This window comes from Maribacter sp. PR1 (genome assembly GCF_028464145.1).
GTDB lineage: Bacteria > Bacteroidota > Bacteroidia > Flavobacteriales > Flavobacteriaceae > Maribacter.
On sequence record NZ_JAQPCG010000002.1, the window covers coordinates 175,112 to 191,907 of the forward strand.

Sequence of the window (16,796 nt, forward strand, 5' to 3'; positions counted from 1 at the left end):
ACCGTTAAAATAACTTTCTGCAATTCTAATATTAGGGGAATTGTAGAAGCAGATTTCAAATAATAAAACTAACTAATTCAAGCAATTTTTCAAATGTTATTTTAATTGACAAAGATGAAAATATTAAATGCTATTTGGAATAACCTATAGTAGAACCTCTATTGCTTTGTCGACAACAGATGAATCCAATTCTTTCAAATAGGCTTGGGTTATGGCCATGTTTTGATGACCCAATGATTCGCTGATTACATCTGTTGCAACACCTTTTTGTTTAAGGCAGTTGGCAAAACTGTGTCGGGCTACATAACTGGTCACAGATTTTTCAATTTCAGCCAATTCTGCAATAACCTTTAAATCCTTGTTGTAATTTTTAAGAACTTTGGTCTTACGGTTCTCTATCTGGTTTGGGGTAAGCTCATCATGGAGCAAAATGGGAAAGACATATTTTGAGCCCAATGAATTTTTGCGATAATAATTCAAGATTTCCTGAACAGGAGGTAGGATTTTAATAGTGAAATTCCCCTTGGTCTTAGAACGGGTATAGTAGATATTTTCCCCTTTAATGTCCTTCCATTTCAATTTCATCATATCGGCAAAGTTCATCCCCCTGGTATAGAAGCTAAAAACAAAATAGTTTTTGCTGTTCACAAGCTCTGGGTTTTCAGAAAGGTCAACATTGATTATTTGTTTTACCTCTTCAAAGGTAAGGGCCCTTTTGGCACCCCTTCCTTTCAACCTGGAGACTTTGTATGCACGAAAGGGATAAAGGGACTCCTTTACGATATTTCTTCTGATGGCATGGTTGTACAATGCCCTTATGGAGCGCATCCTTACGCCAATACCGCCATCTGTGCCACCTCGTGAACGCAGATAGGCCTCATACTTTTCAAGAAAGGCCGGCGTTATATCCGTAAAGGAGAGATCTTTGTCAAACTTTAAATATCTAAGGACTGATTTACTGGTATCGTTGTGGAAACGGGCATTGCCCATTCTGCCAGCTAGCTTCAACTCCTCCACTATTTCATCCCAAAAGTCAAAAACATTTCTTCTAATAGGATTGAATGCCAGCCTAAAGTTATGTTCGAATTCCCTCAAAGAGAAATCGGATTTCTCCATTTCCAACTCAGCAATTACTTTTAAGGCCCTGTCCCGAAATTTTAACAATAACCGATTGTCCTGAATAAAATTGCTGTGGTTTTTATTAAAGGAACCGGTGCGTTCATTCCACTCTTTTGGAAAGGCATTGTAAATGGTCTTGAAGTATTTAGATCGCCTATCTTTGGTCACACGAAGGCATACTGGATAACTTCCATCAGAAAGCTGTTTTTTTCTTAAAACCGTACGTACATTAATCATTTTCAGCGGTGCTTTGGGTACAACATAGGTACAACAAATGGTCATTTAAAGGTAGTATTGATGCTTCTAAATGAAAAGAAAAAATTCATAAAATATTGAAAATCAACACATAAGAAACCAAATGAAAATTTATGATAACTAAAAAAAGCTGCTCATAATCAGGGGGTCCATGGTTCGAGCCCATGTGGGACCACGGTTTGATAAAAAGTCTTCACAATCGTGAGGACTTTTTTTATTTCACTAATTAGCTCAACAAACTAAAAAAACCCTTTCATGCTCCAACTCTTTTGCCTTCAATAATTCCATACCTGTTGAAGAATTTGGTTTTAAAAACGTGCCAATCCATCTCATTGGGGTTTTCTGGAATATCCAAGAACTTCGAGTTGTCCTCTGCCTTTAGGTGGGTGCTTAAAAGGGCAGTGATAAAGTGTTGGTTTACTTAATGTATACTTACTTCTTCTTTTAAGTTGGGGTCTTTAGTTGTTCAGGAGCTCAAGATGAGCTATAGCCCCATAGTGGTAGGCAAGCCTATGCTTGTTAGTTTAGTCATATCAATATCATTTAGACACCACCTTGAGTAGCGGTAACCAGTACATGATGTAATTCACAATACCTATGATGCCCTAGCAAGAGCTTTTATGAAAATTATAATGTAAATTTCTATAGTCATGTTTTCTGGTTACTGCTATCTCAAATTTAAGCCTTGTCCTGATGGCGGTGGTGGTTTAAAACTATCTTTGAAGATTTCAGCTTGGACAACTCCACTTTGTAGATTGCCTTTCTTTGTGATTTCTTATTATTGATTGGGCTCTATTAGTAAAGGGGTCTTACCGTCTGTAATAATAATCTTACTGTTCTGAGACCGTGAAAGTTCACGAAAAGCTTCAATGCTTCTTATCTGTATAAGCTCATCGGTAAGCCCTTCGGAAAGAATTTTTTGAGCATCTCTTTCACCTTTTGCTTCAATTATTTTCCGGTCTGCTTCTAAGGTTGCCTGCTGTAAAATGAATTCCATTCGCATTGCATCCTGTTCGGCCTGTAATTTTTGCTCTATAGAACTGGCTAAGCCCATAGGCAATTGAATACTTTTCATTAGTACAGCAATAAGTTCGATGCCATCGGCCTGTTTGGATAGGTTATCTTCCATTTTGACCTTGATTTCCTCTTCTATAGTGGCCCTCATCCCCGAATGCATATCCTTTGCATAAAATTTAGCGCAAACATCTGAGGAAGCGGACCTGAAAACACTCGTGATTATAGATTCATATTCCTGACCTAGGTTTGTCAGTACGGAAGGAATTTTGCTTTGTTCCAAACGATATAGGATGGAAATCTCAGATTCCACACTTAGTCCTTCTTTACTAGGCAAGCTCAGAACTAATTTTATATTGCTTGTTTGAGTAGACTCCTTAATTACCTTGCTTACAAAAGGATTGTAAAAAACGGTACCTTGGGTAATTACTTCATCGGAAAACTCACCCAATGTCTGCTTAACCCCGGTCTCCCCTGGTCTGATTATCGCACAACTTGTCAATAGGAAGACCATTGTTCCCAATATTAAAAATTTCTTTTTCATTTTTCTAGTTAATTTTAAATCCTGAATTGATACCCGATTATGTTCTTAATATGGGTTTTTTGATTCTAGGTCGGTCAATAGGTTCATATACTGATACGTGGTCCAAATCCTTGAGGTATGATTTCCGTGCCGGTTAGTTTATATTTTTGGTATCTGGTGGGATGTAACCAGTCGAACAACGTATCTTCTTTGGGAAACATGGGGTCGTTCAAAGCCAATAAACGCTTCAAATCTTCTTGGGGTTTTCTGTTATCTATAGTCATAGGCATTATTCCAACTAAAGAAAGAGTATTTAGATGTTTAGGTAAAAAGTTTATTACCGGCTCTTCGTAAAAGGGCTGAGATATTCCATTATTTATTTCTATTTCCCAAACCTGTACCTCTAAGGTGATAAAAAGTTCCACGGTGGCATTAATTTGGCCTTGAGAATCCATTTCCTCTCCATAGGTAGATTCCATAGTAAAATTTAATTGCAGTTCCATGTTTGGAGGTGCATTTTGGTGTTGGTCGTGTTGAGCAAGTACTAAAATTGGAAATATCAAAAGTGAAAATATAGTCTTCATAGTCTCGGATTTTAAAAGATTAATTATTCCTTCTAATTAAAATTACGATATATAAATCATAAATTATTATTTATATATATTATAATAAGTATAAATATATTTTATGTATGTAAAACTACATAAGACTTACTATTCTGCCCAGCAATCCCATTATAATTTGGGCTCTAAAAAAGTATGCGATATGCCTTTTGTTTAATAGGAAAGCAAGATATCCCTTTGGGAATCCGAATAAGAACTGCCAAAAATCACTCCAGTAACTTTCCTTTAGGATTCTGTATCAAATCTGTTGATTCAATTACCTTTTTTAAGTGCAGGACTTTTAGGCTCAATACCTTTCTTGGTTACTGCTAGTTTGTTATTACCATCTAATTTTGAAACAAAATTCACTTTCATTTCAGACTTCGTCTCCACATAATCGGTACCTTCATGTGCCCCTCTATTTTCCTTGCGTTCAATGGCGCGCAGAATTGTAGCTTTTGCAGAAAGGGGAGACCCTTCGAGATCAAAGGCAAGCATTACATCTTCAAAACCTTCTGAATCCAGTCGCACATCCAGATTTTTAGCTGCTGCTTCCAATTCATAGATATACGAAAAGAATAAATAGGTCTGTAAAATTAAATTTAGTAAGCTTCAGCTATGTTTGCTGCCATACTTTCTGTATTAAGGCTCATATATGAAGTAGGGTGTCCAGAAAAAAAGAGGCGCTGAAATGCAATTGTAAATGAGTAAATTAAAAAGTATTCTCAGCTTGTTTTAATGAATATTGTCCAAAAAAATTCAAAGAAAACCGGCAAAACAAGACATGGCTGTATCGTTTGAAAATGATTAAATTTAAAGAGCTTACTTTTTTAGCGCCTTAAAATTACAAATGAAATATAAAATTACTTTAATTGTTGTTCTAGTCGGGCTTTTTGGTTTGCTCTTCGCTTATAAAAAAGGGGCTTTTGAGATACAAAAAGATGAATATACTGTATTGAAACTTCCGGAAACGGTTGATTACAATTTTCATATCAAACCTATACTCTCGGATAACTGTTATACTTGTCATGGCCCGGATGCCAATAAGCGTAAGGCCGGACTTCGTTTGGACTTGGAAAAGACGGCGCTATCGGAACTTTCGGAATCCCCGGGGCATTTTGCCATAGTTCCGAAAAATTTGCGCGAAAGTAAGGCGTACCAGTCCATTATTTCTGATGACCCCAATCAGTTGATGCCACCGCCCGATTCAAAACTCGCTTTAAATTCGTATGAGAAAAAACTAGTTAAAAAATGGATCCAGCAAGGTGCCAAATTCGAGAAGCATTGGGCATACCTTACCCCAGAAAAAGCATATTTACCCGAAACCGAATTATCCAATTGGGGGAATAATGAAATTGATGATTTTATTTTAAGGAAACTGGAAGAAAATAAGCTCAGACCTTCGAAAAAAGCGTCAGACGAAACCTTGATACGTAGAATAAGTCTTGATTTAATTGGACTGCCTCCAGACCCCGAAACGGTGCAAAAGCTTCTAGCCAACCGATCCAAGGATAATATTGAAAGGATTATCGATGCGTTTTTGGCTTCGCCGGCCTATGGGGAACGCATGACGCAATCTTGGTTGGATGTTGCCCGTTATGCGGATTCACACGGCTATCAAGATGATAGTTATCGAACCATGTGGCCTTGGCGAGATTGGGTTATACATGCATTCAATAATAATCTTCCCTATGATACATTTCTAACTTGGCAATTGGCGGGCGACCTGTTGCCCAATGCCACCAAAGAACAAATTTTGGCAACAGGTTTTAACCGTAACCATCCAATTACGCAAGAAGGAGGAGTCATTCAAGAAGAGTACCGTACCAATTATGTGCTGGATCGTACCAATACCTTAGGAAAAGGTATTCTGGGACTTACCTTGGAATGTGCGCGTTGTCATGATCATAAGTACGATGCGATATCCCAAGAAAACTATTTTGAAATGTTTGCCTTTTTTAATCAAGTTGATGAAAAGGGTTTACAGATGGATGCCGTGCAGGCAAAAAATCAAAAATTCTTTGCCGACCCACCTTATATTGAGATTTCGGCCAACGAGACTAAAGACGTACTTTCCTTTATCAACATGAAGAAAACGCCCAAGATCAATGTAATGGTAATGAATGATTCGGCTCCCAAAACTACCTTTGTATTAAACCGTGGTGAATACGACCAGCCAACTGATTCGGTTCAACCCAATACACCCGAAACGATTTATAGATTTTCCGATGATTTGCCCAAAAATCGATTAGGGCTTGCACGATGGTTGACCGACAAAAAAAACCCGTTAACCGCCAGGGTCTATGTCAATCGTATTTGGGGGATGCTTTTTGGTAAAGGTCTTGTTGAGACCTCTGAAGATTTTGGGGTACAAGGCAGTCTTCCATCCCATCCAAAATTACTCGATTGGTTGGCGGTAGATTTCATGGAACACGATTGGGACATCAAATACTTGCTTAAAAAAATAATGCTTTCCGCAACGTACCAGCAAAAATCTGAGTTGCGCCCCGATTTGAAAAATAAGGATCCAGAAAACAAATTATTGGCACGAGCACCTCGTTTTAGAATGAGCGGCGAAATGATACGCGATTATATTTTAACCACAAGCGGGCTTCTCAATAGGGAAATTGGTGGGCCGAGCGTTAAACCCTATCAACCGGCAGGCCTTTGGGAAGAAACCAATGCCGGAGGTGACCGTGGGGTGTTAACGAAGTATATTCCAGACGAAGGTGACGACCTTTACCGTCGATCTTTATATACTTTTTGGAAAAGGACACTGCCACCGCCGAATATGACCATATTCGATGCACCCACCCGTGATTTTTCGGAAGTGCGCCGTCAAAAGACCAACACGCCACTACAGGCCTTGGTTCTTCAAAACGACGTTCAAATATTAGAAGCTGCTCGGGTAATGGCCCAACGTATAATTAGGGATACGCCGGGAAATCCAGATTATGTAACCGATGTTTTTAGACGTATTCTCGTTCGTTCGCCGAAAAAAGAGGAATTATTAGCTCTTAATACGTATTACTACAATGCACTGGAAGTGTATCGCAATGCTATTGAAGATGCAAAAAAATTGGTGATTGTTGGGAATTATAAACAATTGGATGTTGATCCTGCAGAAACAGCGGCCCTAATGCTTACGGCACAGGTAATTTATAATCTTGACGAAACCATTACAAAAGAATAGGACTATGGAAGAAGAAAAAAACAAAAAGGAAAACCCATTAAAAGTCAATAGGCGCCATTTTTTTTCACAAATGAGTGTAGGTATTGGCTCCTTGGCCCTAGGCTCTTTACTAATTCCCGATCTTTTCAAAAACGGTCCTACGGAATTGGCTGATCAACCTTTGGGGACACCTCATTTTGCACCTAAGGCAAAACGAGTTATTTACCTTTTTCAGGCTGGTGCACCTTCGCAATTGGAGACCTTCGATTATAAACCTACCCTACAAAAACGTATGGGCGAAGACCTTCCTGAGTCCATTCGCAATGGACAGCGATTGACTGGCATGACCGCCAATCAAGATAAATTTCCATTAATGCCCCCTGCCATAGATTTTCATCAACATGGACAAAGTGGAACCTGGATCAGTGATTACTTCCCACATATTGCTAAAATAGCGGATGACATTACGGTAGTGCGCAGTATGCACACAGAAGCTATCAATCATGACCCTGCCATTACCTTTTTTCAAACAGGCAGCCAGATTTCTGGGCGTCCAAGTATGGGCTCGTGGATGAGTTATGGGCTTGGTAGTGAAAATAAGAACCTTCCTTCATTTGTTGTGTTGACCTCCAGAGGGAAGGGCAATAGCCAAGGTTTATATTCAAAACTTTGGTCTAGTGGTTTTCTCGATTCAAAACACCAAGGGGTATTGCTAAGATCAGGAAAGGACCCCGTCCTCTATTTGAACGATCCCGATGGAATTTCCAGATCGGTAAAGCGTGATTTGCTGAACGAGGTTTCGGAACTTAATAAATTGCACCATGTGGAAACAGGGGATGATGAAATAGAATCGCGTATAGCACAATATGAAATGGCATACCGTATGCAAATGTCCGTTCCCGATGTAATGGATATTTCCAAGGAACCGGAATCAATTGTGAAACTTTACGGGGAAGATTGCCAGGTGCCGGGAACCTATGCTGCTAATGCCCTCCAAGCAAGAAGATTGGCAGAGAATGGTGTGCGCTTTATTCAGCTTTATCATCAAGGTTGGGATCAGCATGGTAATTTGCCCAATGAAATGGCCGGGCAGGCGAAAGATGTCGATCAAGCGTCTGCAGCTTTGGTGATGGATTTAAAACAACGTGGCATGTTGGAGGATACCTTGGTTATATGGGGCGGAGAATTTGGCAGGAGTAATTACTGCCAAGGAAAATTTGACCCTTCAAATTACGGTCGTGACCATCACCCTAGGGCTTTCAGTATCTGGATGGCCGGTGGAGGCATCAAACCTGGTTTGAATTATGGGAAAACCGATGAATTTGGTTACAACGTCATAGAAAACCCAGTTCATATTAATGATTTTCACGCCACTTTAATGCACGTACTTGGCCTGAACCACGAACAACTGACCTATAAATATCAAGGGAGGCGTTTTCGGCTAACGGATGTTGCGGGCAATGTTATTAAAGACCTTTTAGCATAACGCAATGGAATACCGTTCTAAAAACCGCTGGGTAAATTATCTTGTGTTAGGTCTTTCCGTGTTCCTATTATTTTGCCTGCTTTTTGAGTCGTATATAGAACTTCCTAGATTGGTTTCTTGGTTGGGCCGTTGGCATCCATTAGTACTTCATTTTCCAATAGTTTTTTTACTTATCTCGATTTTTTTATCGTTAACCGGAAAAAAAGTCTCTACCACGCTACTTAATATAGCGGTAGTATCCGCATTAATTACTGCTATTTCTGGATTTTTTCTAGGCAAGGATACGCTGATAAAAGGTGATTTACTCCTTTGGCACCAATGGCTGGGTGGTTCGGTGGCCTTGCTCTCGGCACTCTGGTATGCCTTGTCAATTTTACAGTTGGGACAAAGCAACTTCACAAAAATCATTCAAGTAGTTTTAATCGGAGGTATATATTTTACAGGACATTATGGGGGAATGATAACCCATGGCGAGGATTTTTTGGCACTTCCAATAGAGAAACGAAACAAAAAGATACCGGATAATCCAGTAATTTATTCAGATGTGGTGACACGGATATTGGACGATAAATGTGTAACATGCCATAATCCAAATAAAAAAAAGGGACAATTGTTGATGACAAGCTTCGATGCACTCTTAAAAGGAGGAGAGAGTGGGAACATATTGGTGCCCGGTGATCCTGAAAACAGTCAGCTTATTCAACGGCTACACTTACCTGCAGACGATGAGGAACATATGCCACCAGAGGGCAAAACACCTTTGAATGAGAATGAGATTTCCATATTGGAACAATGGATTGCCCTAGGAGCTTCAGATACCCTTCGCTTGGAACAGCTGAACAAGTCGGAACCTTTGGTAAGCTTAATAAAAGGTCTGATGGAGCCCAATGCTATGGAAAAATGGGCAAAACTACCCAAAGTAGCGGATAGCACTTTGCAAATACTAGCCTCTGACTATTTGACCATAAAAAGGATGGCCAGCAACTCTAATGCCTTAAGTGTAGATTTTTATCTTCCTCCAGAATATGATTCCAAGCCTATAACCGACCTTCAACGGGTTGCCAGTAATATTATAGAACTCGATTTAAGCGGCATCCCTATTGGCGAGGAAGAAATAGCTTTTATTGCCACTTGTTCCAATCTAGAGTGGTTGGAAATTGATAAAACACCGATTTCCGATACCGAGGTAGAAAAACTTGTGAACCTTAAGAATTTGTCATTTTTAAAAATCTATGAAACTTCTATTACGGACAATAGTGTTCCTATATTCAAGAGACTTCCTAGCCTAAATAGACTTTATCTTTGGAAAACTTCTATTACCGAAAATAGTTTGTCCGATTTACAAAAAGCAAGGCCAAGCCTTTTGGTCAACGATGGTATAGATGAAAAGACGAACGCATTCTTTGTCGCAAAAGATACCATTACGAAAACAAAGAACAGTAATCAATTGGAATAGCCTTAGTAAATCGCTCTTTTTGTCTTCCTATTTCAAGCCCTTAGCTTTCAACAATTCCATTCCAGTAGAAGAACGGGGTTTAAAACCGGGCCAATCTGCCGCATTGGAATTTTCTGGAATATACAAGAATTTGGAGTTGTCCTGTCCTTTTAGGTGCGTGCCTAAAAAGGCAGTGATAAAGTGTTGGTTTACATTGTTGATTTTTCGTTGATCCCAAGTGGAATCCGCATAGCGATAATATTCATTGATGTTAAGTCCAGGCGCCAAAGATGCTGCTGGTGGTGGATTCGGAGCCACATTATGCCTAGCGTTCCTGTAGGTAAGGAGGTATCGGTCCGCGTTGACGGCCCCTTCGTAAATGGCCTTGATTCCATCTTCGTATCCCGATATGTCATCTTGACTCCCAGCAACGAACAAGGTTGGTTTTTTCAATCCCTTTAAACCTTCCGCATCCCATACCCCTCGTTCCATACCCCATGGGGCTAAGGCAACTACGGCCTTCACACGTGGATCTATAGATTTTTGGTAACTAGGATTACTGGCAATGAGGCTATTAATAGCCGTACTACCTCCTGTCATTTGTCCAAAGAAGCCGGCGGCCGCATCACTGTATCCAGCTCCACCTACATTTAAAACGCCATAACCTCCCATAGAATAACCAACAATACCCGTATGGTCCACGTCTATAATTTTTCCGAGAGGATGATTAGCTAACCCTTCCATTTCATTTAAAACGAATTTGATGTCCTTGGCCCGATTTAATAAGGTGCTGTAAAAGGCATTTGCATCCCTAAACGTAGAATCCGTATGATCTATGGCTACCACTACATACCCTTTTGAAGCTAGGTTCTCGGTCAGATAGGTCATCAAGTAACGTGAGCCTACATAGCCATGGGAAACAATGACCAATGGAAACTTACCATTAGATGTTTTTGGTTTTGCATCCCGCACGGCCCTTCCCTTAAAGGTAAAGGGAATTAAAGGGCGCAAAGTATCACCGCGTGTGCCCATCACCTCCTTATAGGTGACTGATATATCCGTGTTAGAAGCGACTTCAGCAGGATACCAAACTTCAACAGTTAAAGGTCGGTCATAAAGTGGATCTTCACCTCCTTTAGAATTTAAAATATCAATTTGGTCTTTATGGACAAACTTCAAGGTACGTACCCCAATGGTATGTTCGCCACGAGCAGAAAGTTCGGGAGCATCTGGTAATGGATCGCCATAAAGAAAATCTTGCTGTGCGATAATCGCGCTTCCAGGGCATAGCATAAGAATGAAAATGACCAAAAATGGTAATGAATAGTTTTTTCTACCTTTCATGAACGGAGTTTTAGTTGGGTAATCAAGATACGTAATATTGTCCGTTGGTCGGTGTGCGTACTAAAATCAATTGTGCAGTCTTTAACGGATATACCTTACAAAATTCAAAAAACAGAAATTAAAGATATTGAAGGTCAAAGAACAATAAATAGGAGCCTATGAACATGCAGGAAATGAAAAGTACGGTAATGGAAGCTGGCAAGGAAACGATGCAGAAAGTTAATCACTTTGCCAAGTTGGAACGTTTTATCGCTGCGGTATTGACACTGACACCCTTCATATTGTTTATAGTGGACGATAGTTACACCCAAGGCCTACGGGATAGTATTAGCAATTATGTGTTTATGGAAAGGAGCTACTGGTTTGGAAGTTTATTGACCTTGGCCGGGGCGCTTTTCATCTTCAATGGTGCGCAACATCTGGGGGTACAACAATTTGCCCAGATTTCCAAAGCGGAAAGCCGCTTTGGGAAAGGGTATAATATTATCTTTGGTCTGGCTTTGTTCGGGGTGCTCTTTTTTGACCATGAAAATTACACCATATTACATTATGTCTTTGCCATTATATTCTTTGTAGGCTGTGCCTTGGCCATGATAGTGACCAGGGAAACTCCGCTGAATACTTGGGGCGATGTTCTTGGCACCCTTACCCTCCTGTCCCTGGGAGTTCATTTTCTGCTAGAGTATGTTATTTGGAAAAACGATAATCCTTTTTCCCTATTATGGGCAGAGTGGGCAGGACTTTTATTGATTGCGGTCTATTTTATTGCAGAGTCCATGCATCGGGATGAACGGGAGAAAAAAGTTGGGATACATTAACTATATGTAGGTTTAGTTTTTTATACAAACCCTATAGTTAATCCATAAACTTAGTGCGAATGTTTATGATTGGCGTAGTGTTCCTTTAGCAAGTCCCTGCCAAAATCTCCATCAAAATCCCGCCATACGGAATGTATATGGTTGGCGTTGTTTTGACTATTGTCAAATTCAATCAGAAAGGTTTTCCCTTGTATGCGGTAGTAATGTGCTTTTCCAAGGGTTGTGGCCCCCGCCCAAGCAAACAGTAGCTCGTCCATTTCTTCATTGCGGATGCTGCTCATACGATTCATGGCCTGTTCGGCAGGAATTGTGGAGGCATATTCGTAAATAAGGTCCATAAGCAATTTTTTCTGTGGGTTGGTTAGGTTACCGACCAATATGCCTTCTGGGGCTAGTTTTTCCGCAGTTGGTTTGTTGTAACTCACAATATCGTTATAGGCCTTTTCATTAAAAATGGCCTTCTTTCGCTGTTCCTTGTTGAGCATATTTATAAGTTGTAACCCCAAATCTTCCTCGTTTACCAAAGGGCTAAAACCTTTCCGTTCCCCTTCCGAAATCCGTCCAGGGTTGGAACCAAAGAACCTTGGCGTATACGAAACGCTATCCGCTACAGTGGTAAAATGTAGCGATATATGATGCCCTGCAAAGGTCCACATCCATACATCATCCTGTGCTGGATTTCCGTAAATGGAAACATAATACCGTTCCGGATCACGATACACGGGATCGCCGGAACTGGCCGCCAATACCTTTTCTAAAGCAATGATTTCGGTGGTTTGTTGATACCCGGACGCACTTAGGGACGATTGAAGCAATTGATGCACCAAGGCTTTTTGGTTGGTACTAAGTTCTTTTAAGGGCAGTCCTTGCCGCTCAAAGGAACTCCAAGGTAAAAAGTGAAAATCATCTCGTGTGTCCGCATTGAAATCTTGAACAATGGTTGCTTTTTGTTCTGCTGACAAAGAATTTATAAATCGCTTGGCAATGGTTACATCTTGGGAAAATCCCCAAAAGGGAAAAACGGCAACCAACAGTGTAAGGATACTTTTTTTCATCTTACTATGAATTTAAGTTACCTAATGATTAGGTTGTTGTAAGATATTGATTTTTAAATACTTTTAGCAAATGTGCAGTATGTCCTTTTCCTGAGGTGTATCGATTTCAAATTAGCAAGAAACTTATTACATGTTGCCAATTTTATTTTATGGGTCAATTAATAATTCTATTCGGTTCCCCCATCTTTTTTAAAAAAATATTAGAGTTTCTTTTGCGTATTATTTTTTCTTGGCATAAAGGATACTCCGTTCTAAATTCTGTTAATTAATAATTCAACAATGAATGCAGTGTAAAATATGTAGGTGGAAATTGGAAAGAACTTTCTTAGAGGCTTTCTAATAGTCAATTAGCATTAACCTCCTGCTTTCTGAGCAGGTTTTGGAACAATGCTACCGTTCGCTCTTGGTAGGCCTCTGGAATACGGCCCCCGATTATCCATTCGTATTTAATCCCTTTTCTGCTCCGGAGCTTAAACTCGTCCTTAAGGCATAGCAGCGCTTCTTCCCTAGTACTTTCGTCCATTTGTTTGAACAGCTTTCTAATGTTATCGGTCATGGTAGGTTTGGGTAAGCACCAAATATATTTCAAATTTAGATTTTGAAAAATTTTAATCGTTGTATTGGAACACTAAAATTAACGCAATCCATTTTTTACGAGGAGTCAACACGTCCAAATCTACCGGTACCCGAAGAGTTTATTCGTGGGTATCGGTCAATTCGAACTCGTCCTTCATCATTTTTATGACATTGATCAAGGATCTGGTGTTATGATAGTTGACCTTCCAAATCTGGGCCTTGGCCCTTTTTTTGGCTTCGGGGCTCGTATCCAACCCAGCGTCGTACCAACCACCATAGGTCTGGTCTAATAAATAGCTTTGGATATAGTGCCACTGTTTCTCGAACAACTCATAATATTTTGGTTCCTCGGGATACAATTTGGATAACAATAAAAGGGTGTTGAGGCATTCCGCTTGTGTCCACCATACTTTTCGGTCGTCCTCTATGGTCCTGTCCTTGTTATCCCAATAATAACCCCCCTCATAAAATCCCCCTTTTGCATCATCCCAGCCCCAATCCAGCGCATGGTCCACCATTTTTTTTGTTTTTTTCATGGTAACGGAATCCTGTTTCTTTCCCAACACATGGGAGGTTTCCAAGAGTAGAAAAGCGGTCTCCACATCATGACCAAAGGAGACATGGTCCAAGAAGAAGTTTTCTTTTCGAGCGGCTTCCGTAGAATCTTTATAGGAGACAGGTGTCCAATCCCTTTGTAAATGCAGGGTCAAGTAGCCTATTTCTGTAGTTATCGTATCCCGAATCAACAAAAAAAGTTCCTCTAAGCGTTCCTTGACCAAGGCATTGGGCCAGACTTCATACAGGGCGGTAAAACTTTCCATGAGATGAATGGAGGAGTTTTGGTCCTTCCAATCCTTCCTTATAAAATTATCATAAGTGTTATCATTTTCGGTGACTTCCAACATCCATGAACCATCCATTTGCAACACGTCAAAATAGCCGCCATTTTCAGGATCATGGGCATGTTCCTCCAACCATTGGAAGGTTTTTTTTGCCATATTCAATGCTGCGGTATCTTTTGAAACTTTGTAATAGGTGGCCAGTCCATAGATGGCAAAGGAATTTCCATAAGCGCTCTTCCCTGATGATAGCAATTGTAAGGAATCTCCAGAGATACCCAAAAGGGTGTGGAAACCGCCGTGTTCCTCATCCCACATTTCGTCCCTTAAGAATTCGAAGCCATGTTTTGCGATACGTTCGTAGTTGGGGTCATCATAGTACAGGGCCAAGGTGGAGGCCGTCCAAACATGCCGCGCCTGACTCACCAACATTTTGTTCTGTGGGCCTACTTTGTCCCATTTATAATCAAAATCCGACCAAAACCCTCCGTTTGTACTATCAATCGTCTTGGGATACCAGACGTTCGACAAGGTATCCAAGGAAGCTTCGAATTCTGAAAGCAGTTCTTTTTTGGTATCCGTGGTTTTCGTTGCTTTTTCCGTGCACGAAAAGGATAGGAGCAATACGAACAGGACTAAAAATGGATAGGAATTACGTAGTAGGTAAGTGCGGACTAAAATCATATTTTGGCGTACGGATGATCTTAGATAAAGCTAATGAATTATTCCAAAAAATGTAAGGCCCTTTTTTTGGTGGACTTCTCACGCTCGTGGCCCTCGGTTCGAAATGACGGCTGGCTCCTTTTTGTCATTCCTACAGCGTCCCGATAACTATCGGGACAACGAGGAGTCTCGTTTTTGGATTTCTCACGCTCGTTGCCCTCGGTTCGAAATGACATTTTAGGTTTTATAAACAATACAAATGACTAATTTATTTTAACAACCCACGCTCAATCTTCGGAATCCGAAAACGTTCGGTTTCCGCATTAATGTGTTCGGCTTCAAAAATAGCAGCGGCCCTTTCCAAAATCTCTGGGTGTTCTTCCGCTACATTGTTCGTTTCGGCCAAATCGGTTTTTAGATTGTACAGTTCCAGGGTAGGATCTTCATCATCCTTTAGGTGTTGTCGCACCACCTTCCATTCGTTCATGCGTATGGCTACTTGCCCACCGTATTCTGGAAATTCCCAGTAGAGAAAATCATGAGGTTGTTGCCCTTCTTGCTGTAACAAGGTCGGTAAAAAGCTGATACCGTCCGTATCGGCAGGTTTTTCAACCCCCACAATATCGGACAAGGTAGCCATCAGGTCATACTGAACCGAAATATGGTCCGTTTGTGTGCCAGGTTTTATATGGCCGGGCCAACTGGCAATCATAGGAACACGAATACCCCCTTCATATACAAACCCCTTGCCTTTACCGCGTTCCTCCCCAAAAGGACCAGAGCTATTGAAAAATTCACCATCTGTACCTCCGGTAAATGTTACTCCATTATCGGAACTAAAGACAATCAGAGTGTTTTCATAAAGGCCTTCTTTTTTAAGATGGGCGATGAGTTTGCCCACGTTTTCGTCCAAATAGGAAATCATGGCGGCATATCCTGCCCTGGGATTTTGGTGTGGAAAATAGCCCTTGTCCCCAAGATAGGGTTCTTCGGGACCAAACTTTTCCTTGTAATAGTCTACCCAGCGTTGAGGTGCCTGTATGGCATTGTGGGGTATGGGCGTAGCCCAATAGAAAAAGAAAGGATTTTTTTGTTGGTCAGAAATAAAGTTGACCATCTGCTCGAACATCAGGTCGGGAGCGTAATCCGTAAGCGTATAATCGGCATAGCTTTCAGGGTCGTTGGGGTCGGTTCCATCCGGAAATTTAGTGGAAGGGGCAATGGTGTCGTTTTGTAAATGAACCCGGTTTTCATTGTGGTAGAGATGCAGGGGATAATAGGTATGCGCCTGCCGCTGACAGTTGTAGCCGTAGAAAAAGTCGAACCCCATTTTGGTAGGGATAGACGCTGTATGTGGAGCGCCTAAGCCCCACTTTCCGACCATTCCCGTGGTATATCCCTGCTCCTTCAATTTTTGTGGTAGCAAAACGGTATTCGAGGGTATGGGTCGCTGCCCTTCCAAGGTAGAATCTTTGGCCATCGCCCTATAATTCCAGACATCGCCCCGCACGCCCCACTCATCGTTACCGCGTATAAATGCGTGACCGGAATGCTTTCCAGTCAACAACATATAGCGGGCCGGGGCGCATACCGGGGCACTGGTATAATGTTGGGTAAACAACATTCCGTTATGGGCCAGGGCATCGATATTTGGGGTTTCGATTTTTTCCTGCCCATAAACACCAAGCTCGCCATAGCCCAAATCATCCGCAAGAATGTAAATGATGTTTGGCTTAACTGTAGCGGAGGTTTCCTCGGTTTTTTGCTCTTTGCAACTTAATGGCAATAGGAACAGAACGGGCAGAAGATAAAGGGTTGATTTCATGGATTATGTTTTCTGTGTCTACAAGCTACTAAAAAACTTTTTTGCACGGTTAAAACATCAAGTATTAAGT

At 40.9% G+C, this 16,796-nt stretch carries 14 protein-coding genes; 4 read left to right on the plus strand and 10 right to left on the minus strand.

Annotated elements, in window-relative coordinates; translation table 11 throughout:
- Positions 1–144: 144 nt before the first annotated feature.
- The 4 genes from PP182_RS04405 to PP182_RS04420 form a co-directional block, all read right to left on the minus strand.
- Complete coding sequence (locus PP182_RS04405; RefSeq protein WP_272650124.1) at positions 145–1,356, minus strand: site-specific integrase; 1,212 nt, start codon at positions 1,354–1,356, stop codon at positions 145–147.
- A 796-nt stretch (positions 1,357–2,152) separates the two neighbouring features.
- Positions 2,153–2,932: a prohibitin family protein gene (locus PP182_RS04410; protein ID WP_272650125.1), complete on the minus strand. Its 780-nt coding sequence runs from the start codon at positions 2,930–2,932 to the stop codon at positions 2,153–2,155.
- An 83-nt stretch (positions 2,933–3,015) separates the two neighbouring features.
- Entirely contained in the window at positions 3,016–3,495 is a 480-nt protein-coding gene (locus PP182_RS04415; protein WP_272650126.1) for a hypothetical protein, read from the minus strand.
- A 291-nt stretch (positions 3,496–3,786) separates the two neighbouring features.
- Complete coding sequence (locus tag PP182_RS04420) at positions 3,787–4,071, minus strand: hypothetical protein (protein ID WP_272650127.1); 285 nt, start codon at positions 4,069–4,071, stop codon at positions 3,787–3,789.
- A gap of 292 nt (positions 4,072–4,363) precedes the next feature.
- On the opposite strand from PP182_RS04420, the gene PP182_RS04425 reads away from it, so the two are divergent.
- Genes PP182_RS04425 through PP182_RS04435 form a run of 3 tightly spaced genes read left to right on the plus strand, consistent with a single transcriptional unit; the run spans position 4,364 to position 9,627 of the window.
- Positions 4,364–6,706: a PSD1 and planctomycete cytochrome C domain-containing protein gene (locus PP182_RS04425; protein ID WP_272650128.1), complete on the plus strand. Its 2,343-nt coding sequence runs from the start codon at positions 4,364–4,366 to the stop codon at positions 6,704–6,706.
- 4 nt (positions 6,707–6,710) lie between these two features.
- The gene (locus PP182_RS04430; protein ID WP_272650129.1) at positions 6,711–8,171 is read left to right on the plus strand and encodes a DUF1501 domain-containing protein; all 1,461 of its coding nucleotides are present in this window, start codon (positions 6,711–6,713) and stop codon (positions 8,169–8,171) included.
- A gap of 4 nt (positions 8,172–8,175) precedes the next feature.
- Positions 8,176–9,627, plus strand: coding sequence for a c-type cytochrome domain-containing protein (locus PP182_RS04435; RefSeq protein ID WP_272650130.1), 1,452 nt, complete (start codon positions 8,176–8,178; stop codon positions 9,625–9,627).
- Positions 9,628–9,654: 27 nt separating this feature from the next.
- Here PP182_RS04435 and PP182_RS04440 read toward each other — a convergent pair whose 3' ends face one another.
- Positions 9,655–10,950, minus strand: a complete 1,296-nt coding sequence (locus tag PP182_RS04440; protein ID WP_272650131.1) for an alpha/beta hydrolase family protein — start codon at positions 10,948–10,950, stop codon at positions 9,655–9,657.
- A gap of 158 nt (positions 10,951–11,108) precedes the next feature.
- On the opposite strand from PP182_RS04440, the gene PP182_RS04445 reads away from it, so the two are divergent.
- Positions 11,109–11,768: a DUF7103 family protein gene (locus PP182_RS04445; RefSeq protein ID WP_272650132.1), complete on the plus strand. Its 660-nt coding sequence runs from the start codon at positions 11,109–11,111 to the stop codon at positions 11,766–11,768.
- A gap of 50 nt (positions 11,769–11,818) precedes the next feature.
- On the opposite strand, the gene PP182_RS04450 is transcribed toward PP182_RS04445, so the two are convergent.
- The 5 genes from PP182_RS04450 to PP182_RS04470 form a co-directional block, all read right to left on the minus strand.
- Positions 11,819–12,823, minus strand: a complete 1,005-nt coding sequence (locus PP182_RS04450; RefSeq protein WP_272650133.1) for a DUF3500 domain-containing protein — start codon at positions 12,821–12,823, stop codon at positions 11,819–11,821.
- 343 nt (positions 12,824–13,166) lie between these two features.
- Positions 13,167–13,379: a hypothetical protein gene (locus PP182_RS04455; protein ID WP_272650134.1), complete on the minus strand. Its 213-nt coding sequence runs from the start codon at positions 13,377–13,379 to the stop codon at positions 13,167–13,169.
- Between the two features lie 139 nt (positions 13,380–13,518).
- On the minus strand, positions 13,519–14,922 hold the full coding sequence (locus PP182_RS04460) for an AGE family epimerase/isomerase (protein ID WP_272650135.1): 1,404 nt from the start codon (positions 14,920–14,922) through the stop codon (positions 13,519–13,521).
- A 38-nt stretch (positions 14,923–14,960) separates the two neighbouring features.
- A complete protein-coding gene (locus PP182_RS04465) occupies positions 14,961–15,137 on the minus strand; it encodes a hypothetical protein (RefSeq protein ID WP_272650136.1) in 177 nt (58 codons plus the stop codon).
- A gap of 32 nt (positions 15,138–15,169) precedes the next feature.
- Positions 15,170–16,726, minus strand: coding sequence for an arylsulfatase (locus PP182_RS04470; RefSeq protein WP_272650137.1), 1,557 nt, complete (start codon positions 16,724–16,726; stop codon positions 15,170–15,172).
- Positions 16,727–16,796 lie beyond the last annotated feature (70 nt).

Excerpts from the sequence above, each read along its gene's own strand:
- PP182_RS04405 (WP_272650124.1), bottom strand. The coding sequence starts at position 1,356 with ATGATTAATGTACGTACGGTTTTAAGAAAAAAACAGCTTTCTGATGGA.
- PP182_RS04410 (WP_272650125.1), bottom strand. The coding sequence starts at position 2,932 with ATGAAAAAGAAATTTTTAATATTGGGAACAATGGTCTTCCTATTGACA.
- PP182_RS04415 (WP_272650126.1), bottom strand. The coding sequence starts at position 3,495 with ATGAAGACTATATTTTCACTTTTGATATTTCCAATTTTAGTACTTGCT.
- PP182_RS04425 (WP_272650128.1), top strand. The coding sequence starts at position 4,364 with ATGAAATATAAAATTACTTTAATTGTTGTTCTAGTCGGGCTTTTTGGT.
- PP182_RS04430 (WP_272650129.1), top strand. The coding sequence starts at position 6,711 with ATGGAAGAAGAAAAAAACAAAAAGGAAAACCCATTAAAAGTCAATAGG.
- PP182_RS04435 (WP_272650130.1), top strand. The coding sequence starts at position 8,176 with ATGGAATACCGTTCTAAAAACCGCTGGGTAAATTATCTTGTGTTAGGT.
- PP182_RS04440 (WP_272650131.1), bottom strand. The coding sequence starts at position 10,950 with ATGAAAGGTAGAAAAAACTATTCATTACCATTTTTGGTCATTTTCATT.
- PP182_RS04445 (WP_272650132.1), top strand. The coding sequence starts at position 11,109 with ATGAACATGCAGGAAATGAAAAGTACGGTAATGGAAGCTGGCAAGGAA.
- PP182_RS04450 (WP_272650133.1), bottom strand. The coding sequence starts at position 12,823 with ATGAAAAAAAGTATCCTTACACTGTTGGTTGCCGTTTTTCCCTTTTGG.
- PP182_RS04455 (WP_272650134.1), bottom strand. The coding sequence starts at position 13,379 with ATGACCGATAACATTAGAAAGCTGTTCAAACAAATGGACGAAAGTACT.
- PP182_RS04460 (WP_272650135.1), bottom strand. The coding sequence starts at position 14,922 with ATGATTTTAGTCCGCACTTACCTACTACGTAATTCCTATCCATTTTTA.
- PP182_RS04465 (WP_272650136.1), bottom strand. The coding sequence starts at position 15,137 with ATGTCATTTCGAACCGAGGGCAACGAGCGTGAGAAATCCAAAAACGAG.
- PP182_RS04470 (WP_272650137.1), bottom strand. The coding sequence starts at position 16,726 with ATGAAATCAACCCTTTATCTTCTGCCCGTTCTGTTCCTATTGCCATTA.